The 24410-nt window shown below is 74.7% G+C and carries 21 protein-coding genes and 1 pseudogene; 13 read left to right on the plus strand and 9 right to left on the minus strand.

Features of this window, described 5'->3' with window-relative positions:
- Window positions 1-498 precede the first annotated feature (498 nt).
- Window positions 499-645 carry a hypothetical protein gene (locus tag FHX40_RS25045; protein WP_170198795.1) on the plus strand — a complete coding sequence of 49 codons (147 nt, stop codon included), beginning with the start codon at window positions 499-501 and terminating at the stop codon, window positions 643-645.
- 126 nt (window positions 646-771) lie between these two features.
- On the opposite strand, the gene FHX40_RS10830 is transcribed toward FHX40_RS25045, so the two are convergent.
- Complete coding sequence (locus FHX40_RS10830) at window positions 772-1260, minus strand: hypothetical protein (RefSeq protein ID WP_142259483.1); 489 nt, start codon at window positions 1258-1260, stop codon at window positions 772-774.
- 284 nt (window positions 1261-1544) lie between these two features.
- Between FHX40_RS10830 and FHX40_RS10835 the strand changes: the two genes are divergently transcribed.
- The 5 genes from FHX40_RS10835 (at window position 1545) to FHX40_RS10855 (ending at window position 9184) form a co-directional block, all read left to right on the plus strand.
- Window positions 1545-2006, plus strand: a complete 462-nt coding sequence (locus tag FHX40_RS10835; protein WP_142259484.1) for an Lrp/AsnC family transcriptional regulator — start codon at window positions 1545-1547, stop codon at window positions 2004-2006.
- 170 nt (window positions 2007-2176) lie between these two features.
- Window positions 2177-4564 (plus strand): HelD family protein, encoded by a 2388-nt coding sequence (locus FHX40_RS10840; RefSeq protein ID WP_211350425.1) that lies wholly within the window; start codon window positions 2177-2179, stop codon window positions 4562-4564.
- A gap of 667 nt (window positions 4565-5231) precedes the next feature.
- Window positions 5232-6965: an apolipoprotein N-acyltransferase gene (lnt, locus tag FHX40_RS10845; protein WP_229788159.1), complete on the plus strand. Its 1734-nt coding sequence runs from the start codon at window positions 5232-5234 to the stop codon at window positions 6963-6965.
- Window positions 6965-7717, plus strand: a complete 753-nt coding sequence (locus tag FHX40_RS10850) for a polyprenol monophosphomannose synthase (RefSeq protein ID WP_142259486.1) — start codon at window positions 6965-6967, stop codon at window positions 7715-7717. The genes lnt and FHX40_RS10850 overlap by 1 nt, the downstream gene beginning before the upstream one ends.
- 897 nt (window positions 7718-8614) lie before the next feature.
- Entirely contained in the window at window positions 8615-9184 is a 570-nt protein-coding gene (locus FHX40_RS10855; protein ID WP_142259487.1) for an FxsA family protein, read from the plus strand.
- Between the two features lie 343 nt (window positions 9185-9527).
- Here FHX40_RS10855 and FHX40_RS10860 read toward each other — a convergent pair whose 3' ends face one another.
- From FHX40_RS10860 to FHX40_RS10895, 8 genes are all read right to left on the minus strand, one after another.
- Window positions 9528-9872 carry an RNA polymerase-binding protein RbpA gene (locus tag FHX40_RS10860; RefSeq protein WP_142259488.1) on the minus strand — a complete coding sequence of 115 codons (345 nt, stop codon included), beginning with the start codon at window positions 9870-9872 and terminating at the stop codon, window positions 9528-9530.
- A gap of 129 nt (window positions 9873-10001) precedes the next feature.
- Window positions 10002-11378: an MFS transporter gene (locus FHX40_RS10865; protein WP_229788160.1), complete on the minus strand. Its 1377-nt coding sequence runs from the start codon at window positions 11376-11378 to the stop codon at window positions 10002-10004.
- The gene (locus FHX40_RS10870) at window positions 11345-12148 is read right to left on the minus strand and encodes a glycerophosphodiester phosphodiesterase family protein (protein ID WP_142259490.1); all 804 of its coding nucleotides are present in this window, start codon (window positions 12146-12148) and stop codon (window positions 11345-11347) included. The genes FHX40_RS10865 and FHX40_RS10870 overlap by 34 nt, the downstream gene beginning before the upstream one ends.
- Before the next feature lie 166 nt (window positions 12149-12314).
- On the minus strand, window positions 12315-12926 hold the full coding sequence (locus FHX40_RS10875; RefSeq protein ID WP_373286842.1) for a TrmH family RNA methyltransferase: 612 nt from the start codon (window positions 12924-12926) through the stop codon (window positions 12315-12317).
- Window positions 12927-12994: 68 nt separating this feature from the next.
- A complete protein-coding gene (locus FHX40_RS10880; protein WP_142259491.1) occupies window positions 12995-13591 on the minus strand; it encodes a class I SAM-dependent methyltransferase in 597 nt (198 codons plus the stop codon).
- Between the two features lie 80 nt (window positions 13592-13671).
- Window positions 13672-14619 (minus strand): VWA domain-containing protein, encoded by a 948-nt coding sequence (locus FHX40_RS10885; protein WP_142259492.1) that lies wholly within the window; start codon window positions 14617-14619, stop codon window positions 13672-13674.
- Window positions 14616-15578, minus strand: coding sequence for a DUF58 domain-containing protein (locus FHX40_RS10890; RefSeq protein WP_142259493.1), 963 nt, complete (start codon window positions 15576-15578; stop codon window positions 14616-14618). The genes FHX40_RS10885 and FHX40_RS10890 overlap by 4 nt, the downstream gene beginning before the upstream one ends.
- A gap of 4 nt (window positions 15579-15582) precedes the next feature.
- Window positions 15583-16722, minus strand: coding sequence for an AAA family ATPase (locus FHX40_RS10895; protein ID WP_142259494.1), 1140 nt, complete (start codon window positions 16720-16722; stop codon window positions 15583-15585).
- A gap of 100 nt (window positions 16723-16822) precedes the next feature.
- Here FHX40_RS10895 and FHX40_RS10900 point away from each other — a divergent pair, with 100 nt between their 5' ends.
- The 7 genes and pseudogenes from FHX40_RS10900 (at window position 16823) to mnhG (ending at window position 24294) form a co-directional block, all read left to right on the plus strand.
- Window positions 16823-17560, plus strand: a complete 738-nt coding sequence (locus tag FHX40_RS10900) for a hypothetical protein (RefSeq protein ID WP_189136116.1) — start codon at window positions 16823-16825, stop codon at window positions 17558-17560.
- Between the two features lie 473 nt (window positions 17561-18033).
- Window positions 18034-20913 (plus strand): Na+/H+ antiporter subunit A, encoded by a 2880-nt coding sequence (locus tag FHX40_RS10905; RefSeq protein ID WP_211350233.1) that lies wholly within the window; start codon window positions 18034-18036, stop codon window positions 20911-20913.
- A pseudogene (locus FHX40_RS25775) lies at window positions 20910-21266 on the plus strand (Na(+)/H(+) antiporter subunit C); the annotation flags it as partial. The gene FHX40_RS10905 and the pseudogene FHX40_RS25775, both read left to right, overlap by 4 nt.
- A gap of 92 nt (window positions 21267-21358) precedes the next feature.
- Window positions 21359-22933 carry a Na+/H+ antiporter subunit D gene (locus tag FHX40_RS10915; RefSeq protein WP_142259497.1) on the plus strand — a complete coding sequence of 525 codons (1575 nt, stop codon included), beginning with the start codon at window positions 21359-21361 and terminating at the stop codon, window positions 22931-22933.
- The gene (locus FHX40_RS10920) at window positions 22930-23616 is read left to right on the plus strand and encodes a Na+/H+ antiporter subunit E (RefSeq protein ID WP_229788161.1); all 687 of its coding nucleotides are present in this window, start codon (window positions 22930-22932) and stop codon (window positions 23614-23616) included. The genes FHX40_RS10915 and FHX40_RS10920 overlap by 4 nt, the downstream gene beginning before the upstream one ends.
- Window positions 23613-23924, plus strand: a complete 312-nt coding sequence (locus FHX40_RS10925) for an MrpF/PhaF family protein (RefSeq protein WP_142259498.1) — start codon at window positions 23613-23615, stop codon at window positions 23922-23924. The genes FHX40_RS10920 and FHX40_RS10925 overlap by 4 nt, the downstream gene beginning before the upstream one ends.
- Window positions 23914-24294 carry a monovalent cation/H(+) antiporter subunit G gene (mnhG, locus tag FHX40_RS10930; RefSeq protein WP_142259499.1) on the plus strand — a complete coding sequence of 127 codons (381 nt, stop codon included), beginning with the start codon at window positions 23914-23916 and terminating at the stop codon, window positions 24292-24294. The genes FHX40_RS10925 and mnhG overlap by 11 nt, the downstream gene beginning before the upstream one ends.
- Window positions 24295-24410 lie beyond the last annotated feature (116 nt).

Below are 24410 nucleotides of genomic sequence, written 5' to 3' on the forward strand. Positions count from 1 at the left end.
GCCGGCGGCGTCTGCGGCGGTGACGGCGGCGCACCCGGCGCGGCCGGTCGTGCGCATGCCGCGCGGGGCGGTGCGGGCCCGGGCCGGGCGGCGTGGGGTGTGGCGGGGAGTTCACCGCCTGCCGGACGGGCGGCGACGGCCCCGGCGGGCGCCGGGATGCGGAACGTGTGACAGGCGCGCGTCGGCCGCGGGGAACCCGTGCGCCGGCGCGGGAGGGGCGGGGTGGGGGAGTGGAAGGAGAAGAAGAGGAGGAGCGGCGATCCGCGGGCGTGGGACGGCGTCGGAGGGCGGTCCCGGCGGGCGGGGCCGGTCGGGGAGGAGGAAGGGGGCGGCCGGCGGGCCGGAGGGCAAAGGCGCGGGTGGCCGGGGTGGCGGGCCGATCTCGCTACGGGGTCGTCGCCGTTTGTTCACCAAACGGACACCTTCTCGCGCCCTGCGCCTCACCCAGACGGACAAACATGTACATAACACTCATTCGGTTCGTTCTGTGAGGTTTCAGTGCCAGCTTTCCTTGGATCCCTCCTCGCCAAGGTGGCCGTGATGCTGCTGGAGGCGCTTCTCGCGGAGCTCGTCAAGGCGATGCTGAGCGGTGTGTTCCGCAACGCCGGCGCCCGCCTGGCGATGGCGGCCGCGGCGAACGGCTGATCGGCGTTACCTGACCGGCGCGACCGAGGACGCATGACCGCGGCGCAGGCCGCGCCACCGGCCGGCACGGCATGACGAGGGCGGCGCGGGGCGCCGGCCCGGCCGCCGTCGCCCCTTGGCCGCCCGTCAGCTCGGCTCCTCCTCGTCGCCGCCCTTGCCGGTCCTCCGCCGCTTCGGGGTCACCCCCGGTTGCGGCCCGGCGGTGGGGTCCGCGGGCGGGGGCGCCGACCGCTCCGCGGTCCGCTGGGTACGCTCACCGCCGCGGCGCATGCGCTGGCCGATCGCGGTTCCGACGCCGATGGCGACCGCCACCGGCCACTCGATCGCGCCGAGCGCCGCCGCCGCGCCGAGGCCCCCGTAGTAGGCCAGCCGGGCGGGCGGGGGCAGCGCGGACCGCGCGGCCCGGGCGGCGCGCTCGGCCGGCTCGGTGCTCACCCGCGGCAGGCGCAGGTGCGGGCGGTGGATGCGCAGGCTCATCACCGGGGTGTCGAGCGCGAGCAGGTCGCGGTCGTGCGCGGCGCGCTCGGGCCGGTCCTCCCGGGTGACCTGCGCCCTCTCCTCGGCCGTCGTGGTCGCGCCCTTGCCGGACGCCTGCTTGGTTCCGGCCACGGTCATGGATCGTCCTCCCCACGGCGAGACGGTCAATCCGGAACGGTTGCCGGGACACGGCCGGTTATGCGCTGCTTTCCGCCTGCTACCCGATCCTTTGAGCCGGTTTGACGCGGCACGTCCGGCTCGCTCGCGGCCCGTGCACGGATGTACTTGATCTACAAAGTAAAGGGCGCCGGTTCGGTACGGCACCGCCCGCACCCCGGCGGACGCCCCAGGAAAACGGTCGCGTCCAGGCCGTAATCCACAAGCGGCCGAAAACCGTCCCCGGCGGCGATACCTTTGGTCGGGTGGAGGAGATCGATCGCCGCATCATCACACTGCTGGCCAGGGACGGCCGCATGAGCTTCACCGACCTCGCCCGCGAGACCGGCCTATCGGTGTCCGCGGTGCACCAGCGGGTGCGCCGCCTGGAGAAACGCGGCGTGATCCGCGGCTACGCGGCCCTGATCGACTACGACGCGATCGGCCTCCCGCTCACCGCCTTCATCTCGATCAAACCGATCGACCCCGCCGCGCCCGACGACGCGCCGCAACGCCTTGAGCACCTGACCGCGGTGGAGGCCTGCCACAGCGTGGCCGGCGACGAAAGCTACATCCTCAAGGTGCGCGTCGCCTCACCCCAGGCCCTCGAGGACCTGCTCCAGCGCATCCGCGCCGCCGCCAACGTCTCCACCCGCACCACCGTCGTGCTCAGCACGCCGTACGAGCACCGCCCACCGGACCTGTCGGCCCTCGACGGCACCGACTGACCGCCGCCCGCGCCGCGCCCCGACCCGCCCCCGTCTCGCCGTACCGTGACGGGGGCGAACAGGCGGTAATCTCCGTGGTGACCGCCGGGGCCGCGCCGCGCGCCCCGACACGCCCCACATCCCCGCGCCGCGCCCCGGCCGCGGGCACCAGCACAGGCCCGGAGTACCCGATTTCCAGAGAAGCCGGAGACCGGCCCACCGCCCGACAACGCGAGCTGGCCAGGGAACAGCGCTACGTCTCCACCCTGTACGCCCGCCTCGACGAGCTGCGCGAGCGGACGCAGCGGCGCCTCGACGAGGTGCTGGCCCAGGGCGCCACCGGCACCCACCAGAACCGCTCCGAGCGCGACACGTTCGCCGCCATGTACGCCGGGCGGCTGGCGAGCCTGTGGGCCGTGGAGAACGGCCTGTGCTTCGGCCGGATCGACCTCGCCCCCGACGAGCACGACACGGCCACCGGCGAGAGGAACGGGACGGGCACACCCGGCGCCGGCCGGGAGCGCACCCTCTACATCGGCCGCATCGGCCTGTCCGACGACGACCAGCGGCGGCTGCTCGTCGACTGGCGCGCCCCCGCCGCCCAGCCGTTCTACCGCGCCACCCCGGCCGCCCCCATGGGCCTGCGGCGCCGCCGCCACCTGCGCACCAGGGGCCGCCGCGTGGTCGGCATCGACGACGACCTGCTCGACCCCGACACCCTCACCGACGCCGACCACGCCACGCTCAGCGGCGAGGCCGCCCTGCTCGCCTCCCTCGCCGCCAGGCGCACCGGCCGCATGCGCGACATCGTCGCCACCATCCAGGCCGAGCAGGACCGCATCATCCGCGACGACCTGAACGGCGTGCTCGTCGTCGAGGGCGGCCCCGGCACCGGCAAGACCGTGGTCGCCCTGCACCGCGCCGCCTACCTGCTCTACACCCACCGGGAGCGGCTGGAACGCCGCGGCGTGCTCATCGTCGGCCCCAACCCCACCTTCCTCCGCTACATCGAGCAGGTGCTGCCCTCGCTCGGGGAGACCGACGTGCTGCTGTCCACGATCGGCGAGCTGTACCCGGGGGTGCGCGCCGAGGCCGCCGAGGAACCGCGGGCGGCCGCGCTCAAGGGCGAGGCGCGGATGGCCGAGGTGATCGCCGCCGCCGTACGGGACTGGCAGCGCATGCCCGACGGCCCGGTCGAGATCCCCCTCGGCCGCCACACCCTCCGGCTCGACCGCCGCAGCCTCGAGGCCGCGCGGCAGCGCGCGCTCCGCTCCCGCCGCCCGCACAACCAGGCCCGCGCGGTCCTGGTACGGCACCTGCTCACCGTGCTGGCCCGCCAGGCCGCCCGCCGCCTCGGCAAAGGACTCATCGACGAGACCGAGCTGGAGGACCTGCGCGAGGAGCTGCGCACCGAGCCCGCCGTACGCGCCGCGCTCAACCGCCTGTGGCCCTACCTCACCCCGCAGCGGCTGCTCATCTCCCTCTACACCAGCCCCGAGCGCATGGCACGCGCCGGGCTCGCCCCCGCCGAGCGCGACCTCCTGCTGCGCGACCGGCCCCGCCCCGGCGAGCCGTACTGGACCGAGGCCGACGTGCCGCTCCTCGACGAGGCCGCCGAGCTGCTCGGCGAGATCGACGAGGCGGTGCTGCGCGCCACCGCCCTGGCCGAGGAGGAGGCCGCCGCGGCCCGCGCCGCGCGCGACGAGGACGAGCGGCAGCGCCTCGCCTACGCCCAGGAGGTGCTCGAGCTCACCGGCATGGCCGAGATGATCGACGCCGGACGCTTCGCCGCCCGCCACCAGGGCGACGAGCCGTACCTCACCACGGCCGAGCGCGCCGCCGCCGACCGCACCTGGGCGTTCGGGCACGTCATCGTCGACGAGGCGCAGGAGCTGTCGGAGATGGCCTGGCGCATGGTGATGCGGCGCTGCCCCACCCGCTCGATGACGATCGTCGGCGACCTGGCGCAGACCGGCTCGAGCGCCGGAGCCCGCTCCTGGGCGGACGTCCTCGACCCCTACACCGCCGGGCGCCGCCGCGAACGCAGGCTCACCCTCAACTACCGCACCCCCGCCGAGATCATGGCCGTCGCCGCGGACGTGCTCGCGCTCGTCGGCCCCGGCCTGCGCGCCCCCGAGTCGGTGCGGGAGACCGGCGCGGTGCCGTGGGCGGTACGGCTCGACGACCTGTCCGGCCTGCCGGAGATCGTCAACGCGGAGATCGTGACGGACGGCCGCCTCGGGGTGATCGTGCCGCACTCCCGCGCCGCCGAGATCGGCGCGCTCGTGGCCGCCAAGGTCGAGGGCGCGGTCGCCGGGCCCGGCGCGGAGGCGCTGGACGCCCCCGTGGCCGTGCTCACCGTCACCGCCGCCAAGGGCCTGGAGTTCGACGTCGTCATCGTGGTCGAGCCCGGCCTGATCCTCACCGAGTCCCCGCGCGGCCCCAGCGACCTGTACGTCGCGCTCACCCGCGCCACCGGCGGCCTCGGCGTCGTCCACACCGGCCCGCTGCCCCCGGCGCTGGCCCGCCTGCGGCCCCGCGAGGCTCCCGCGGGCCGAAGCGGCCCCGCCCGGCGCTGAGAACGCCCGCGCGCCGGGGACGGAAAAGGGCCCGGAAGACCCTTCGGACCGGACCCGTCCCGTCGGCGGCGAGCTCGGAATCCGTTGTCTACTGGGTATCCGGGCCCCTCCCGGGTCCAACCCCCCGATCCGGCTGGGGTGCCCCGACTCGACGGAACGCCAGCACTGCGCCTGGCTGTGCTGACGGAGTTTCCCTCCGTCATGGACGCAGAGTCCGACGATGTCAGAAGACGGCCAACCGGTCAGTCCCGTGCTGGACTGGCAGCAAACTACCGACCTCAGCTCAGATGTCAACCGCGTCCCGATCAGCGGCGATCCAAGTTTTCCCAGTTGGTGCGCAATCCTTGTGATACCGCTGACCTGCGATGACCCGGCCGGGCACGGCGTGGCGGCCACCCGGCGGGGCCGCGGCGGCCGCCGGGCATCGTTATCGGACCGCGAGACGACGGCCCGGCATCCGGACGCCCGCGGCGGCACTCACAGCGATCTTGAAGGTTTCCCCGCGGCGGTGGCGGCGAGGATGAGGGGTACGCGCGGTGTCCGTCCGCGGCGCGCCCCGGTGGTTTTCCACAGGCGGCGGGCGGGCGGGACCGGGTGGCCGCGGAACACGGTAGCGTGCAGTGCAGTCGGGACCCCGTCGGTGACCGCAAGGAGATCGACCTCCGCCGTGGCAGCCACAACCGCCAACACGACCGGCGGGCGGGCGGATCGGCCCGCCCCCGCCGCCCCGTCACGCCTGTGGGCACGCATCGCCGCGGGCATCCTGGGCGGCGCGGCGCTGTTCCTCGCCTTCCCGCCGATCGGCTGGTGGTACCTGGCCCCCGTCGGCGTGGCGCTCATGACGCTCCAGGTGTACGGCGTGCGCGCCCGCCGGGCCGCCTGGCTGGGCTTCGTGGCCGGGGCCGCGTTCCTGCTGCCCACGCTCGCCTGGGTGCGCCCGATCGGGCACGACGCCTGGCTGGGCCTGGTGGCGGTGGAGAGCCTGTTCTGGGCCGCGATGGGCGCCGGGGTCGCCGTGGTCACCCGGGCGCGCGGCTGGCCGGTGTGGACGGCCTGCATGTGGGTGGCCCAGGAGTGGCTGCGCGGCAACCTGCCCGTGGTCGCCTTCCCGTGGGCGCGGCTCGCCTTCAGCCAGGGGGAGTCGGCGTTCACCCCGTTCGCCGCGCTCGGCGGCGCTCCGCTGGTCACCTTCTGCGTGGCGCTGTGCGGCGGCCTGCTCGCCTTCGCCGGGCACGCCGCCGCCCGCGCGCGGGCGCAGCGGCGGCAGCGGCCCGGGCCCGGGCGGGAGGAGGCCGCGGACGGCGCCGGGACGGGCCCTCTGGGGCGCGTCCGGGCGAGCGTGCGGGGGAGCGCCGCCCGCTCGGCCGTCGCGGCCTTCGCGGGGGTTGTCGCCGTGCCGCTGGCCGCGTTCGCCGTGCCGCGGCCGGGCGACGAGGGACGCACCGTGCGCATCGGCATCGTGCAGGGCAACGTGCCCGGCCGGGGCATGTACTTCCTCGGCGACGAACCCGCCGTGGTGCTGCGCAACCACGCCAACGTCACCCATCAGATGGCCCGGGCGGTGCGCGAGGGCAGGCTGCCCAGGCCCGACCTGGTGATCTGGCCGGAGAACTCCACCGACATCGACCCCTACCGCAGCGCCTTCGCCCGCGACACCATCCACGCCGCGGTGCGCGACATCGGCGTTCCGGTGCTGGTCGGCGCGGTGGTGTACACGCCCGACCGGCGCAACCGCTACACCCGCAGCCTGGTGTGGGACCCGGAGACCGGGGCCGGCGCCTACTACGACAAGCAGAAGCTCGTGCTGTTCGGCGAGTACATCCCGTTCCGGGACCTGCTGACCCGGTTCATCGGCCGGCTGCGCCTGTCCGGGGTGTCGGCGCTGCCCGGCGACCGGGACGGCGACCTGGTCATGGGCCCGGTCACGATCGGCGCGATCAACTGCTACGAGGTCGCGTTCGACTCGGTGGTGCGCGGCACGATACGGGCCGGCGGCACGCCGCTGGCGGTGCAGACCAACAACGCCACCTACGCGCTGAGCAACCTGCCCGCCCAGCAGCTCGCCATGTCCCAGGTCCGCGCGGTCGAGCACAACCGCGCCGTGGTCGCCGCGGCCACCACGGGGATCTCGGCCTACGTCGACCCCGACGGGCGGGTGCGGTGGCGCACCGACGAGCTCGTCGCCGACATGACCGTTGTGGAGGTGCCGGTGCGCACCGAGCCGACGATCGCCACGCGGCTTGGCGCGTGGCCGGAGTGGATATTCATAGTGGTGGGTATGGGCGTTTTGGGAGCCGTGGTGCTTCGGCAGCGGCGGACAAACCGGGCACGGAGGGCAGAGGCGATGACCGGCATACGAGACGAGGCGGAGTCCGCCCTGGCCGCCACCGGGGACCGGTGATGGAGCCGTCGCTGGGACGCGTCCTGGTCATCGTCCCCACCTACAACGAGCGCGAGAACCTGCCCATGATCACCGGCAGGCTGCGCGCCGCCGTACCGGACGCGCACATCCTCATCGCGGACGACGCCAGCCCGGACGGGACCGGCGAGGCCGCCGACGCGCTCGCCGCCGCCGACGACCACATCCACGTCCTGCACCGGCCCGGCAAGCAGGGCCTCGGCGCCGCCTACATCGCCGGCTTCCGCTGGGGCCTCGCCCAGGGCTACGACGTGCTCGTGGAGATCGACGCGGACGGCTCGCACCAGCCCGAGGAACTGCCGCGCCTGCTGGAGGTCCTCGCCCGCGGCGCCGACCTGGTGATCGGCTCCCGCTGGGTCCCCGGCGGCAAGGTGGTGAACTGGCCGTGGACCCGCGAGCTGCTCTCCCGCGGCGCCAACACCTACGCCCGCATCGTGCTCGGCATCCCGGTGCGGGACTCCACCGCGGGCTTCCGGGCCTACCGCGCCGCCACCCTCGAGAAGATCGGCCTCGACGACGTGCAGTCCCAGGGCTACTGCTTCCAGGTCGACCTCACCCTGCGCACCATCCGCAGCGGCCTGCGGGTCCGGGAGGTCCCCATCACGTTCGTCGAGCGCACCGCGGGCGCGAGCAAGATGAGCCGCACGATCGTCTTCGAGGCGCTGTGGCGCATCGCCGCCTGGGGCATCGCCGGGCTCCCCGACCGCCTGCGACGCCGCCGCCACCGCCGCTGACCGCGCCGGGCTCCCGCAGCCTGGCCGGGCCGTGCCGCTGTGGCGTCCGGGGCCGTCGCCTGCACCGGGAGCGCCGAGGCGCCGGGAACTGCGATGTGCCGGGACGGCATGCTGATCCCGCGGTCGGCTCGCCGTGCGTGACCAGGGAGGGTGGCCGCCCCCTGGCCCCGCCGTGCCGCCTCGCCGTCTTCCACCTCGGGGGCGGCACGGGATCCTGCTCCGGCACGGCGGCCAGGTCACACTCCACGACGAGCGGTCGGCCTCGAGACGTGACACAGGGTCGCGGCACCGCCGGCCGGGCGGCGGCGGACGGGAAGGCTCCTGGATGCCCGGTGCGCGGGTCGAAAGTGCGCGTCGCGCTCAGGGCGGGCCGGGCCGCCGGAAGAGGCTTTCGTCGCCCCACCGGCCACTGGCGCGGCGGAGGCGGCGGGCGTGGCCGGAATCAGGGATGGTCGCAGGCCTCTGGAGCCGCTTGGCCGTCACCGGGTCGGCCGAGGCGGCCAAGGTGGCCAAGGTGGCCAAGGTGGCGGCGAGCGCCGCTTAGACGAATGCCTCGAACCGGTTTGATCTACAAAGTAAAGGTCAGCGCTTGAGTTCATCCACGCCCCGGTGTCGGCGGAGGTGCCGCACCCATCCTCGCTGTATACGGCCGACACAGGCGCGACGAGCCGAGCGCCGCCGCCATCCCGCCGCTCGCGGCGCGTCGGCCCCCGCGGCGTCCGGCAGTGCCATCGGCGCAGGCGGCATTCCGCGGAACTTCCGCGGGCGGCCCGCCCGTTGCCCGGATGAACGTGGCAGTGTGGTCCGGGCCTCGCGGGCACCGGGGAACAACGGGGTCACATCCCCCGTTGCCTCCAGTACTGGTCGGGGACGGTCTAGTCGGGTGAAGTAGGAGTCATGCTGCGTCTGCTGTTGTTCATCGCCTTCCTGGTCGTGCCGATCGCCGAGATCTGGCTGCTGATCCAGGTGGGCCAGACCATCGGCGGGTGGCAGACGGTCGGGCTGCTGGTCCTCGCCGGCATGTTCGGCACCTGGCTCATACGCCGCGAGGGCCGGCGGACCTGGCTCGCCGTTCAGGAGGCGCTCGCCGCGGGCCGCATCCCCGACCGCGAGCTCGTCGACGGCGCCCTCGTGGTGGCCGGCGGCACCCTGCTGCTCACCCCCGGCTTCCTGTCGGACCTGCTAGGGGTGTTCTTCGTCCTCCCGGTCACGCGCCCGATCGCCCGCCGCGCGGTGGCCTGGTTCTTCGCCCGTCGCGTGCGGCTGCTCACCGCGGGCACGCCGTACGGCCCGCTGTTCGGCACCGGCCCCGGCGCCGCCCACACCCGGCCCGGCGGCGACGCCCCGTACGACGGGGCGCGGCCCCGCCACCGGGTGGTGCCCGGCGAGGTGATCCGCGACGACACGGGCGACACCGGCACCCCGCCGCCGTACCCGGCGGCCCCCGCCCAGGACGGCCGCCCCTGAAGCCTGTCGCCGGCCGGAACGGCCCGCAGCAGCGGCGACCACGCCGCGGCGTACCGCAAGGCCGATGATCCTGCTGCAGCGGCGGCCAAGGGACCGCGTGAGCGGTTGAAAACAGCGTCTTCAGCCCGTTTCGACCCCGTCGCAATGCCACGACGGCAAGGCCGATACCGCCAGGCGGGGCCGTACCCGCGCTCAGCACGCCATCGGGACGCGTGGACGTGAAAGACCCCCGGCCCTGCGGGGCCGAGGGTCCTCGGTCGGCTATCGGGTCTGACGGTCTTCCGTGGTTGCGCGCCCGGCGGCGGACGCGGGCCGGTACCGCCCGGTCACCGGCCCGGCACCGTCACGCGCTGCGGCGCCGCTGTGCCCTCAGGATCGCCAGGCGCTCGTTCAGCACTTCCTCCAGATCCTGGATCGTACGGCGCTCCAGCAGCATGTCCCAGTGCGTCCGCGGCGGCTTCGACTTCTTCTGCTCCGGCTGCCGGGCATTCACCTGCAACGCCATGCTCCCGCAGTTACGACACTCCCAGGTCGCCGGGACCTCCGCCTCGGCGGCCAGAGGCACGACGAACTTGTGGCCCTTCGGGCAGTTGTAGGCAACCTCCTTGCGCGGCGCCAGGTCGGTGTTGCGGTCGTTCTCATAGCTGGTTGCCCCGAGCCGGGTACCGCGAAGTGCACGCTCGCCCATGTTCAATGCCTCCTGAGGGCCCCGATAATGAGGGGTTGGTCTCCACGGCTTACAACGCTTGGTACCGTGGATGGATTCCCGCGCAGGAGGTGATCCAATCGCGCTCTTTCGCCGCGAACGGCGGAGCGCTCAGATGTGGGCGGGCACCTCGTTGCCGGCCTCCCGGATCGCCCGCGGCAGGTTCGCCACCGCGAGCAGCACGAACCCCAGCACGAAGAACACCACCAGCGACAGGATCGCGGTCCGGTAGCTGTCGGTGAGCTGCAGCGCCAGGGTGAGCGTCAGCGAGCCGATGAACGCCGACCCCTTGTCGCTCACCTCGAACAGGCTGAAGTACTCGGCCTCCTTCCCCTGCGGGATCACCAGCGAGTACAGCGACCGCGACAGCGCCTGGGTGCCGCCCATCACGATCGCGATCAGGAACGCCAGCGCGTAGAACTGCAGCTCCGCACCCGCCTCCAGGAAGTACGCCACGCCGAGCACGCCGGTCCAGACCACCAGGGCGCCGAGCACGGTGCGCTTGGTGCCGAACACCAGCGCCAGCCTGCCCAGCAGCAGCGCCCCGCCGAACGCCACGAACTGCACCATGAGGATCGCGCTGATCTGCACCTCGGTGCCGAGGCCGAGCGCCTGGTCGGCGTAGACCGCCGAGAACGAGATCACGGTCTGCACCCCGTCGTTGTAGACGAGGTAGGCCAGCAGCACCAGCAGGCTGCGCGGGTAGCGCCGCAGCTCCAGCACGGTGTGCCACAGCTGGCGCAGGCTGCCGGCCATCGCGTGCGCCACGCTCGGCTCGCGCCGCTCGGGCAGCCGGTTGCGCAGCCGCAGCATCGGGATGACGGTGAAGGCCCCCCACCACAGCCCGGCCGAGGCGAGGCAGATCCGCACCGCCAGGCCCTCCTCCAGGCCGAGCGGCTCCCGCCCCAGGTAGAGCACGAGGTTGATGGCGAGCAGCAGCCCGCCGCCCAGGTAGCCGAACGCCCAGCCGCGCGAGGACACCGTGTCGCGGGTCTCGGCCGAGGAGATCTGCGGCAGGAACGAGTTGTAGACGACCGTGGCCGCGCCGAAGCACACGTTCGCGATCACGAACAGCACGCCGCCGAGCAGGTAGGCGTCGCCGGAGACGAAGTAGAACCCGAGCGTGGCGATCGCCCCCACGTAGGCGAAGGCGCCGAGCAGCTCCCGTTTGCGCCCGGTGTGGTCGGCGATCGCCCCGGCCAGCGGCATGATCACGATCTGCAGCAGCACCGAGATCGTCACGATGCCGCTGAAGTACGCCTTGGCCCGCAGGTCGAGCCCGAAGAAGCCGACGAACCCGTCGGGCCCGGCCGCCGTCTCGGCCACGTTCGTCAGGTACGGGCCGAGGAAGACGGTGATGACCGTGGTGTTGAACGCCGAGGTCGCCCAGTCGTACCAGTACCAGCCGCGCTGCTCGCGCCGCAGTTGCGGGTCGACCGGGGGTGTCTTGACCTTCACGCCGCCGCCGCCGTCCGCACAGGGTGCCACTGGCCGCGCTCCTCGAGCACCTTGCGCAGGCCGCCGATGTTGTCGGTCATGATCCCGTCCACTCCCAGGTCGAGCAGCTCGTGCATGCGTTCGGGGTCGTCGATCGTCCACACGTGCACCTGCAGGCCGATCGCGTGCGCGGTGCGCACGAACGACCGGGTGGGCAGCCGCAGCCAGGGGATGCCGAGCGGCACCTGGGCGCAGGCGGCGCCGGACCGGGCCAGGCCGCTCAGCAGCCGGCCGTACCCGGCGCTGGCGGAGGCGGTGCGCAGCGCGGCCACCCCGCGCGGGCCGAGCGAGTGGCACACCGGCCGCCCGATCGCGCGCAGCGTGGCCGCCAGGCGCGCGTCGGAGAACGAGGTGAGGCACACCCGGTCGTAGGCGTTGGTGCGCTGGATCGCCTCGGCGAGCGGCCAGATCGCCGGGGCCTCCTTCACGTCGATGTTGAACCGCACGTCGGGCCAGGCGGTGAGCAGATCCTCCATGCGGGGGATCTCCTCCACGCCGCCGACCTTGGCCCGCCGTACCTCCCGGTAGGGGAGCTCCGACACCCGCCCGCGCCGGTCGGTCACCCGGTCGAGCGTGTGGTCGTGGAAGGCGAGCAGGACCCCGTCGGCGGTGGCGTGGGCGTCGGTCTCCAGGTACCGGTAGCCGAGCTCCACCGCGCGGGCGAAGGCGGGGTAGGTGTTCTCGAGGTTCTCCTTCGCCCCGCCGCGGTGCGCGAACGCGAGCGGCCCGGGGTGGTCGAGGAAGGCGAATCGGCGGTGCACGTCCGAAGAGTATGCCGGTTGCGGCCGTGGTACGGCAGAGCGCCGCCGGTGAACGTTCCGTCACGAATTCGGCGGGCCGGCCGGCGGGCCGCCCGGTGATCGCCGACCGCCGCGGCGCGGCTCCGCAGGGTGACCGCCAGAGCCGCGGGACGGGCGGGGGTGGCGGTCAGGCGCCGCCGGGCACGACGCCGGGGCGGGCGGCCCACTCGCGGCGGCGGACCTCGGCGAGGGCGATCGCGGCGGCGACGGCGACGTTGAGCGAGCCGACCCGGCCGGTCTGCGGGATGTAGCAGACCGCGTCGACGGCCTCCAGCAGGGCGGGGGAGCAGCCGTGGTCCTCCCCGCCGACGGCCAGGCACACGTCGCCCTCCAGCTCGGCCTCGTGCAGCGGGACGGCGTCGCCGGTGAGCTCGACCGCGACGACCCGGTAGCCGTCCTCGCGGGCCTGCCGTACCGCCTCGCGGGGGGCGACCCCCTCCTCCCAGGCCACGAACCGGTCGCAGCCGAGCGCGGTCTTCTGCACCTTGGCGTTGCCCGGCCCGATGGAGTTGCCCGCGAGCCAGACGCGGTCCACGCCGAAGGCGGCGGCGGTGCGGAAGATCGAGCCGACGTTGAACGGGCCGGTCACCGACTCCACGATCAGCGCCAGGCGGCCGTGGGTCTCGCGCCGCCAGGCCCGGTTGAGCCGCTTGACGTCGGTGGGGCGAAGCTGCCTGCGCAGGCCTCCGGGGCGCGCGGCGCCGCGCCGCCCGCCGCCGGTGTTGCCGAGATCGTTCATGTCACCGTTTCCGGGTCGAGGTTTCCGGTCGAGACGCTCGCCCGGCCGCGCGCACGGCCGGGCGGTGGTCAGGTGCGGGCCGCCACCCGCAGCACCCGGTAGGCCGAGCGGGAGGTGACGCGGGTGGTGGCAAACCCCTGGCCGTCGAGCCAGCGGTGCAGCGAGTCCGAGCCGAGGTGCCTCTGCACCACCAGGTGGGCCTCCCCGCCGGGGGCGAGCCGCCCCAGCCAGGTGGACAGCAGCGCGTGCAGGGCCTGCTTGCCGATGCGGATCGGCGGGTTGGACCAGATGGCGGCGAACCGCACCTCGGGCGGGACCTCGTCCACATGCACCGACCTTACTTTGTCAAGGCCGGCGCGTTGCGCGTTCCGCGCACACAGCTCCAGCGCCCGCCGGTTGACGTCCACGGCCCAGACGGTCGCCCGCGGCGCCCGCGTGGCCATGGCCAGGGCGATCGGGCCGTACCCGCAGCCCAGGTCGAGCAGGTCGCCCTCCTGCGGCGGCGGGGGCACGGTCTCCAGCAGCACCCGCGTGCCCGGGTCGATCCGGGTGGGGGAGAACACCCCGCTGTCGGTCTCCAGCCGCAGGTGCAGGTCGGGCAGGACCAGGTCGACCGTGCCGGGCCGCTGCGCCGCCTCCGGCCGCTCGGCGAAGTAGTGCGTCACCCGCAGAGGTATATCCCATCCGGCGGCCTGCCGTGTCCCGCCGGGCAGCCGGTACGGCCCGGCCGCGGCAGGGGAGCGGGTCAGGGGATGCGCGAGCCGAGCGCCATCGCGGTCCCGGCGAGCACCACCCCGGTGAGCACGGCGGCGATCACGAACCGGTGGGTGATCTCCTGGTGCTCGATGCGGTACCCGAGCGAGGTCCCGATCTGGCTGTAGACCTCGCGCAGCTCGGCCCCGGACTCGGCGGTGTAGGCCCGGCCGCCGGTGCCGTCCGACAGCGCCTGCAGCGCCGCCTTGTTCACCGGCACGTTCACCGGGCGGCCGTCGATGTCCACGGTGCCGTCGGGCGTGCCGTACGCGATCGTGGAGACCGGAACCCGGGCCGCCACCGCCGCCTCGATCGCCTCGTTGATCGACCGGCCGGAGGTGTTGTCCCCGTCCGACAGCAGCACGATCGCCGACGGCGGCGGGTCGGTGACCGCCTGCTGGTCGAACGACCGGATCGCGTCCAGCGAGTTGAACACCGCCTCGCCGATCGCGGTGCCCGGCCGGGTGGTGAGGTTCTGGATCGCGGTGATCACCGCGTGGTGGTCGGTGGTGGGGGAGACCACCACCGCGGCCGACCGGGCGAACGACACCAGCCCCACGTTGAACCGCTCGGGCAGGTCGCTGACGAACTGCTCGGCCGCCTGCCGGGCGGCGATCAGCCGGCTCGGCGCCACGTCCCGCGCCTCCATCGACAGCGAGACGTCCACCGCGACGATGATCGTGGCCCGGTCGCGCGGCACCCGCACCGCGTCCGCCGGCCGCGCCGCCGCGAAGATCAGCAGGCCCATCATGACGAGGAACAGCGCCGGCGGCAGGTGGCGCCGCCACCCCGGCCGGGACGGCGCGACCAGCGACAGCAGCGCCAGGTTGGTGAACCGCACCGTGTAGCGCCGCCGGGCGAACTGGAGCGCGACGTACGCCACGACCAGCACCGCCAGCAGGGCGAACAGCCACAGCCAACCCGCGGAAAGGAAGATCACCTGCTCGGCCTCCCTGCTCCCCCGGCCGCAGGCGCCCGGCGCAGCAGGTGCGCGGTCCGCCGCTGCCGGAGCACGAACTGGGCGATGTCGTAGATCCAGTCCCGGTCGGTGCGCAGCACCAGGTGCGCCACGCCGCAGCGGCGCAGCGCCCGCCGGGTCGACTCGCGCTGCAGCAGCGCCGCCTCGGCGTACGCCTCGCGGACCCTGCGGGTGAGGTGGACCGTGGCGGCGCGGCCGGTCTCGGGGTCGGTGAACGTCACCATGCCCACGTCCGGCAGCTCCAGCTCGCGCGGGTCGATCACCTCGATCGCGAGCACCTGGTGCCGGGCCGCCAGCCGCCGCATCGGCCGCTCCCAGGGCCGCTCGGCGTACGGGTCGCGCGGGTCGACCGGGTCGAGGAAGTCGGACACCACCACCCGCATGCCGCGCCGCCGCCGGGCCCGGGACAGCAGCTCGATGCCGTCGGCGAGGGTGGTGGCCGCGTCCGCGCCCACCTCGCCGCGCGGCGCGGCCACCAGCGTCTGCAGCAGCGCGTACAGGCCGGGCCGCCCGGTGCGGGCGGGGAAGCGGTGCACCCGCCCCCCGTGGATCACATAGGCGCCGAACCGGTCGCCGACCCGGCTCGACAGGAACCCGATCGCCCCGACCCCGGCGATCACCAGGTCGCGCTTGTCCATGTCGGCGGTGCCGAAGTCCATGCTCGCCGACAGGTCGGCCAGCGCCCAGGTCTCCAGCTCCCGGTCGGCGACCAGGTCCCGCACGTGCGGCACGGTGGTGCGGGCGGTGACCGCCCAGTCCATGCGGCGCACGTCGTCCTCGCCCGGCACGTACGGGCGCGAGTCGCCCAGCTCGCTGCCGGGCCCGGGCAGCAGCCCCTGGTGGGCCCCCTGCAGCAGCCCGTCGAGCCGGCGCACCACGGTGAGCTCCAGCCGGCGCAGCACGTACTCGGGCGAGGTCATCGGCTCACCCCTGGCCCTGGTTCCACACCACCAGCGGCGGGGGCACGGCCGCCAGGATCCGCCGCACCACGTCCTCGGGGTCGACGCCGTCGGCGAGCGCGTCGAAGGTGAGCATGAGCCGGTGGGCCATCACGTCGACCGCGACGTCCCGCACGTCGTCGGGCAGCAGGTAGTCGCGGCCGCGCAGCAGCGCCAGGGCGCGCCCGGCCGCGACCAGGCCCAGGGTGGCGCGCGGGCTCACCCCGATCTCGATCACGTCCTCCAGGTCGCGCAGGCCGTACTCGGCCGGGGCGCGGGTCGCCATCACCAGCCGCACCACGTAGTCGGCGACCAGGTGGTGCACCGAGACCCGCTCGGCGGCGTCCTGCAGCGCGAGCAGCCGCGGCGGGTCGAGCACGGTGGCCGGCCTGGGCGGGGTGACGCTCATCCGGTGCAGGATCTCCAGCTCCTCCTGCGCGGTCGGGTGGTGCACCCGCACCCGGAACAGGAACCGGTCCCGCTGCACCTCCGGCAGCGGGTAGACGCCCTCGGACTCGATCGGGTTCTGGGTGGCCAGGACGATGAACGGCCTGGGCAGCGGGTGGGTACGGCCGGCCAGCGTCACCTGCCGCTCGGCCATGACCTCCAGCAGCGCCGACTGCACCTTCGCCGGGGCCCGGTTGATCTCGTCGGCGAGCAGGAAGTTGACGAACACCGGCCCCAGCTCGATGTCGAAGCTCTCGGAGGAGGGGTGGTAGACGCGGGTGCCGACGATGTCGCTCGGCACCAGGTCGGGGGTGAACTGGACGCGGGCGAACGTGCCGCCGACCACGGTCGCCAGCGTGGAGGCGGCGAGCGTCTTGGCCACGCCCGGCACGCCCTCCAGCAGGCAGTGCCCGCGGGCCAGCAGCGCCACCAGCAGCCGCTCGACCATGTGCTCCTGGCCGACGATGACCCGGCGCACCTCGGCGAGGGCCTGCCGCAGCAGGTTGGCGTCGGCGGCGACCGCGACCTGGTCGCCGGGGCGGGACGGTTCGGCGGGCACCGCGGGCGGGCCCTGAGCCGGGGTGGCCTGCTGTCTGTCGGGTCCGGGCTGGTGTCCCGCGCCCGCGGCGGCGGCGCCGTGCCCGGCGCCCTCCGGGACCGGTTCTTCGGCAACGGTCATGTTGTCATTCCATCAAAGTCGCGGCGAACTCGCACGGCCGTGCGACGGCGGGCGGCCTGGCAGCAGGACCCCTACCCGGCCGGTGTGCTTTCATGGCAGCGTGCCCACTCCGCTGCAGTACGGTGATCCCCCGCGCCTGGGGCCGTTCACCATCCAGGCCCGGCTGCAGACCATGCCGGCCGGGTTCGTCTACCTGGGGCAGGCCGCCGACGGCCGGGTGGTGTCGATCGCCGTGCTCACCCGCGGCGCGGCGCTGGACGCGGCCGCCCGCGACCGGTTCGTCACCGCGATCCGCGAGGCGATGCCCGGCGGGGTGCGCGGCCGGCTCGCCCGCGCCCGGGGGAGGGCGGCGGTGGCGAGCCCGCAGGTGGTCGCCTCCGACCTGGGGAGGGCGCCGTGGGTGGCCGTGCCGTTCCGGCCGGGCGGGCCGGGGGCCGAGCGGTTCCTGGAGCCGGTGTACGTGACCGGCATGCTGATCGGCGAGGCGCACGGGCCGGACTTCGTGCCGTACTGGATGGGGGACCGGGCCCCGGCGCTGCCCGCGCCGCCCGGGCCGCGGCCGCCCGCGACCGAGCCGCGGCGGTCGGTGGTGCTGGCGAGCGTGGCGCTCGCCCTGCTCGTGCTCATCCTGATCCTGCTCGCCTGGCTGCTGCTCGCCCGGGACGACGAGCCCGTGGCGCCCGCCCAGCCGCTGCCGGCCACGCTGTTCGTGCCGACGCCGCCCCCGGTGCCGACCAGCGAGCCGCCGAGCCGGCCGTCGCCGTCGCCCACGCCGGGGGAGACCCGCAGCGGCAGCCCCGGACCGGAGGAGGGCGACGACGCCGAGGGCGCGATCTGACGCCCGCGCGCCCCGGGCGCCGATCTTTTCCCCCGCCCCTTCTCGCAGACGGGGGACTCACACCATCTATGTGATCTACGTTGTAAAGCCGCGGGCTGGACGCACTTCCCCCGTATCACGCATACCGCCCACACAAAAGGGAAAAGAAGCCCCAACCCGCAACCCGCCAGCGCGATCCGCCGCCCCACCTCGTCCCGGGGCATGACAGGCCGTGTACGGGGGAGCACTCCCTCCGTGACACCGCGGCCCGGCCTCGCGTGCCCGGCGGACGCCGTACCGGGCACGCGGGCGACAGTTCCGCGAGCGACGCGTCCCGAGGACCGGAAACAGGCGAAGGTGAGTCAGACAACGCGCGACCCGGCCGCAGCCCCGCCCTCCCCGTGCGGCCGCCCCGCCGGGCGCGCCCGGCCCACCCGGGCCCCGGGCGCCACATGCCCGTCCCGAGCGGGCCCGCGACGGGCGGAGGGCCGCCCATGACCGCGGCCCGCGCCGACGCGGTGCTCGTCCTGCTCGCGGCGCACGCGCTCGCCGCCGCGGCCGCCCCCGCCCTGGTACGCCTGCTCGGCCGCCGCGCCCTCTACGGCCTGGCCGCCGTCCCGGCCGCGGCCGGCGCCTGGGCGGCGGCGATCACCGGCCACATCGCCGCGGGCGGCGCCGTGTCCGGCGCCTGGCCGTGGGTGCCGCGGCTCGGCATGGAGATCGCGATCCACGTCGGCGCCCTCGGCTGGCTGATGGTGCTGCTCGTCGGCTGGATCGGCGCCCTCGTGCTCGCCTACAGCGCCCGCTACTTCACCCCCGGCGACCCGGGCCTGGGCCGTTTCGCCGGGGTGTTCGTCGCGTTCGCCGGGGCGATGCTCGGCCTGGTCGCCTCCGACGACCTGCTCACCCTGTACGTGTTCTGGGAGCTCACCACCGTCTGCTCCTACCTGCTCATCGGCCACGACCCGATCCGGCGCGCCGGCCGCCGCGCGGCCATGCAGGCCCTGCTCGTCACCACCTTCGGCGGCCTGGCGATGCTCGGCGGGTTCGTCATGCTCGGCGCGCACGCCGGCACCTACCGCTGGACGCAGATCGCCACCACCCCGCCCGGCGGCGCCTACCTGACCGTCGCCCTGCTGCTCGTGCTGCTCGGCGCGCTGAGCAAGTCCGCGATCTTCCCGTTCGGGTTCTGGCTGCCCGCCGCGATGGCCGCCCCCACCCCGGTGAGCGCCTACCTGCACGCGGCCGCCATGGTGAAGGCCGGGGTGTTCCTCGCCGCGCTGATGACCCCCGTCTTCGGCGGCGACGCCGCCTGGCGGTGGACGCTGCTCGCCGCCGGCGCGATCACCGTGCTGCTCGGCGGCTGGGCCGCGCTGCGGCAGAACGACCTCAAGCTCCTGCTCGCCTACGGCACGGTCAGCCAGCTCGGCCTGCTGATGGCCGCGTTCGGCGGCGGCACCCGCGACGCCGTGCTCGCCGGGGCCGCGATGCTGCTCGCCCACGCGCTGTTCAAGGCGTCGCTGTTCCTCGTCGTCGGCGTGATCGACACCGTCGCCGGCACCCGCGACCTGCGCCGCCTGAGCGGCCTCGGCCGCCGGGCCCCCGCCCTGCTCGTGATCGCCGCCCTCGCGGCCGCGTCGATGGCCGGGATCCCGCCCACCGCCGGGTTCGTCGCCAAGGAGGCGATCTTCGAGGCGCTGCTGCACGGCACCGCCGCCGACCGGGCCGTCCTCGCCTGCCTGGTGCTCGGCGCCGCGCTCACCGTCGCCTACACCCTCCGCCTGCTGTGGGGCGCCTTCGCCGCCAAACCCGGCGTGCCCGAGGCCAGGCCGCAGCCCGCCGGGTGGGTGTTCCTCGCCGCGCCCGCCCTGCTCGCCGCCGCGGGCCTCGCCGCCGGGGTGGCCGCCCCCGCGGCCGGGGCCGTCCTGGCCCGCTACGCCGACACCGCGCCCGGCCTCGGCCCCGGCTACCGGCTCGCGCTCTGGCACGGGCTCACCCCCGCGCTCGGGCTGTCCGTGCTCGGCCTGGCCGCCGGCGCGGGCCTGTTCGCGGTGTGGCTGCGCCGTACCCGCCCGGTCCGCCTCCGCCTGCCGGTCACCGGCGCCGACATGTTCGACCTGGTGGTGCGCTGGACGGGCCGCGCCGCCGTGGAGGTCACCGGCGCCACCCAGCGCGGCTCGCTGCCGTTCTACCTCGGCGTCATCCTCCTCGCGCTGGTGGCCGGCCCCGGCACGGCGCTGCTCACCGCCCTGCTCGACGGCCCACCGGCGCCGGTGCGCGTCTGGGACGTGCCGGTGCAGCCGCTCGTCGCCGTCATGGTGATCGCCGCCGCGGTGTTCGCCGCCCGCGCCAAGGTCCGGTTCACCGCGATGATCCTCGTCGGGGTCTCCGGGTACGGCATCGCCGTGCTGTTCGTCCTGCACGGCGCCCCCGACCTGGCGCTGACCCAGTTCCTCGTGGAGACCGTCACGCTGGTGATGTTCGCCCTCGTGCTGCGCCACCTGCCCGCCCGGTTCTCCGAACGCCCCATCCCCGAGGTACGGCGGGCCCGGGTGGCGATCGGCGTCGCGGTCGGCGTGGTCGCGGCCGGCATGGCCTACGTGGCGGGCGGGGCACGGCGGGACCCGCCGGTGTCGGACGCCTACCCCGGCCCGGCGGTGACCTTCGGCGGCGGCGACAACATCGTCAACGTCACCCTCGTCGACATCCGCGCCTGGGACACGATGGGGGAGATCTCGGTGCTGGTCGTGGCCGCCACCGGCGTGGCGAGCCTCATCTACCGCCGGGCCGCCGCGCTGCGCCGCCGCGCCGCCGGGCCGGCCGCGCGGCTGCGGGAACAGGCGCCCGGGCAGTGGCTGCTCGCCGGCGCCAGCCCCGAGGCCCGCCGCCAGTCGATCATCCTGCAGGTGGTGACCCGGCTGCTGTTCCACACCATCGTGGTGTTCTCGGTCTTCCTGCTGTTCTCCGGCCACGACGCGCCCGGCGGCGGCTTCGCCGCGGGCCTGGTGGCCGGGCTCGCCCTCGCCGTGCGCTACCTGGCCGGCGGGCGGACCGAGCTCAACCTCGCCGCCCCGGTCGGCGCGGGCGCGGTCCTCGGCGCCGGGCTGCTGGTCGCGGCCGGCACCGCGGTGGCGCCGATGGCGCTCGGCGGGCAGGTGCTGCAGAGCGCCGTGATCGACCTGCACCTGCCCGTGCTCGGCCAGGTCCACCTGGTCACCTCGACGTTCTTCGACGTCGGCGTCTACCTCATCGTCGTCGGGCTGATCCTCGACATCCTGCGCAGCCTCGGCGCCGAGATGGACCGCCTCGCCGACGAGACCCCCGGCGCCCCCTCGGGCACCGGCACCACCACCGGCGACCGGGAGGCGGCGTGACGACCAACCTCGTGTACGTGATCACCGTCGGGGTGCTGATCGCCGCCGGGGTGACGATGCTGCTGGAACGCAGCCTCACCCGGGTGCTGATGGGCGTGATCCTGTTCGGCAACGGCGTCAACCTGCTCATCCTCTCCGGCGGCCGCCTCGGCGCGCCCCCGATCGCCGGCAAGGACTCCGGCGAGCCGCTCGCCGACCCGCTGCCGCAGGCCATGATCCTCACCGCGATCGTGATCACGCTCGGGGTGAGCGCGTTCCTGCTCGCCATGGCCTACCGCAGCTGGCAGCTGGTCGGCCACGACGAGGTCCGCGACGACGTCGAGGACCGCCGCATCGCCGGGCTCGCCGCCCGCGACCAGGGCCTCGACACCGGGGACGGCGACGTCCCGGCCGGCCGTACCGGGGACGACCGCGACCGGGACGGCCGTGACGGGCCGGAGGCGCCATGACCGCCCTGGTGCCGATGCCGGTGATCATGCCGCTGCTCGCGGCCGCGCTCGCCCTGCTGCTCGGCCGCCGCCCGCGGCTGCAGCGCGCGGTCAGCGTCGCCGTGCTCGGCGCCGTCCTGGCCGTCGCCGCCGCGCTGCTCGTGCTCACCTCCCGGCACGGGCCGCTCGTCGTCGAGGTCGGCGGCTGGGCGGCGCCGCTCGGCATCGTGCTCGTCGCCGACCGGCTCGCCGCGCTCATGCTCGTGGTCTCCGCCACGGTCACCCTCGCCGTGCTCGTCTACTCGATCGGGCAGGGCATGGCCGACGGCGAGGAGGAGGCCCCGCTGTCGGTGTACCACCCCACCTACCTGATCCTCGCCGCCGGGGTGGCGAACGCGTTCCTCGCCGGAGACCTGTTCAACCTCTACGTCGGCTTCGAGATCCTGCTGGTGGCGAGCTACGTGCTGCTCACCCTCGGCGGCACCGAGACCCGCGTGCTGCTCGGCACCACCTACGTGGTGGTGAGCCTGCTCTCCTCGCTGGTCTTCCTCACCGGGCTCGGCCTGGTCTACGCCGCCACCGGCACCCTCAACCTCGCCCAGCTCGCCGGCCGTCTCGACGCCCTGCCCGAGAACGTCCGGCTGATCCTGCAGGCCGTGCTGCTGCTCGCCTTCGGCATCAAGGCCGCGGTGTTCCCGCTGTCGGCATGGCTGCCCGACAGCTACCCCACCGCCCCCGCCCCGGTGACCGCGGTGTTCGCCGGGCTGCTCACCAAGGTCGGCGTGTACGCGATCATCCGCGCCGAGACCCTGCTGTTCCCCGGCGGGCCGGTCACCGGGCTGCTGCTGGTGCTCGCGCTGCTCACCATGCTCGTCGGCATCCTCGGCGCGGTCGCCCAGTCCCGCATCAAGCGGCTGCTGTCGTTCACCCTGGTCAGCCACATCGGGTTCATGCTGTTCGGGATCGGCCTGGCCGGGCCGCCCGGCCTGTCGGCCGCGATCTTCTACGCGGTCCACCACATCGTCATCCAGACCACCCTCTTCCTCGCCGCCGGTCTCGTCGAGCGGCGCGGCGGCACCACCGACATGGACCGGCTGGGCGGGCTCGCCCGCATCTCGCCGCTGCTCGGGGTGGTGTTCCTGGTGCCCGCGCTCAACCTCGCCGGCATCCCGCCGTTCTCCGGCTTCCTCGGCAAGGTCGGGCTGCTGCAGGCCGGGGCCGCCGACGGCAGCCCGCTCGCCTGGACGCTCGTCGCCGGCGGACTGCTCACCAGCCTGCTCACGCTGTACGCGGTGGCCCGGGTGTGGGACCGGGTGTTCTGGCGCGCCCCGCACGCGGAGATGCCCGGCCCGGACGACACCATGCACACCGTGCGGGCCCGGGCGGGGCGCGAGCCGTACCCGGACAGCGCCGGCCACGCGGGCGCCATGCTGCCCCGCCTGATGGTCGGGCCCACCGTCGCGCTCACCGTGCTCAGCGTGGCGCTCACCGCCGCGGCCGGGCCGCTGTTCGAGCTCAGCGGCGCCGCGGCCGCCGACCTGCTGGAACGCGTGCCGTACGTGCGCGCGGTCTTCCCCGAGGGGGTGCCGTGACCGGAAACGCGCACACGCCGAACGGGCCCCCGCCGCCCGGCGGCCGGATGCCGGCGACCGGGCCGGAGGGGGAGCGGCCGCCGCTGACCCGGCGCGACCGGCGCCGCAACCGGATCATCGCGCTCACCGCCCTGGTGCTGGTGTGGTGCCTGCTGTGGGGACAGTTCTCCTGGGCGAACATCATCGGCGGCCTGGCGCTCGCGCTCGCCGTGCTCGCCGTGTTCCCGCTGCCGCCGGTCACCTTCGCCGGGCGCATCCACCCGCTGGGGCTGGCCCGGTTCACGCTGCGGTTCCTGCGCGACCTGGTCGTCTCCAGCGTCCAGGTCGCGGTGCTGGCGTTCCGGTTCGGGCACCTGCCGCGCAGCGCGATCATCGCCGTCGCCCCCCGGATCCGGTCCGACCTCAACCTCACCCTCACCGGGATCGCGCTGTCGCTGATCCCCGGCAGCCTCGTCATCGAGGTCGACCGGCGCGCGGGCGTGCTCTACGTCCACGCCCTCGGGCTGCGCGACGCCGACGAGGTCGAGCGGTTCCGCCGCAGCGTGCTCGACCTGGAGGCCCGGATCATCGGCGCCGTCGGCTCGACGGAGGAGCGGCGCGTCATCGCCGCGGCGCGGGGCACCTACCCACCGCCGCCGCTCCCGCCGACACCACCCGCCGCCGGAAAGGACCCAACGGCATGACCGTCGTCATCATCGCCGTCACCGTGCTGTTCGCCGCCGCCGGGATCCTCGCGCTGACCCGGATCATCCGCGGCCCCTCGGTGCTCGACCGGATCGTCGCCACCGACGTGCTGCTCGCTACCATCGTCGCCGCGATCGCCGCCGAGGCCGCCTACACCGGCGACGCCACCGCGCTGCCGGTGCTGGTGGTGCTGTCCATCCTCGGCTTCACCGGGTCGGTGAGCGTGTCCCGGTTCGCCACCCGCCGCCGCGGGGACGGCGACGCGCCACGCCCGCCGCTGCGCAGGGGAGGCACCGATGAGCGTTGAGGCGATCATCGACGTCGTCGTCGGGGTCTGCCTGATCGGCGGCGCGCTGCTGTGCCTGTCGGCCGGGGTCGCCCTGCTGCGGTTCCCCGACCTGATGTCGCGGATGCACGCGGCGACCAAGCCGCAGACGCTCGGGCTGCTGCTGGTGCTGCTCGGCTGCGCGCTGCGGCTGCGCACCCGGGAGGACGTCACCACGCTGGTGCTGATCGCGCTGTTCCAGCTCGGCACCTCGCCGGTGGCGGCGCACATGGTGGGCCGGGCCGGTTATCGCGGCCGCCTGGTGCGCACCGATCTGCTGGTCACCGACGAGCTGAAGGCCGAGGCCGACCGCGTGGGCCGGGAGAACGGGGAACGCGACCCGGCCACCTGACCCCGGGCGGTGCGGTCGGATCGCGCAGCGGGGCAGGGGAGTGCGCTCCCGGAGGAATGCGGACGAGGGGATTGCCCGGGGTGCGTGATGCCGCGGCGAGGTGAGCGCGGACGGCG

This window comes from Thermopolyspora flexuosa (assembly GCF_006716785.1).
Taxonomy (GTDB): Bacteria; Actinomycetota; Actinomycetes; order Streptosporangiales; family Streptosporangiaceae; genus Thermopolyspora; species Thermopolyspora flexuosa.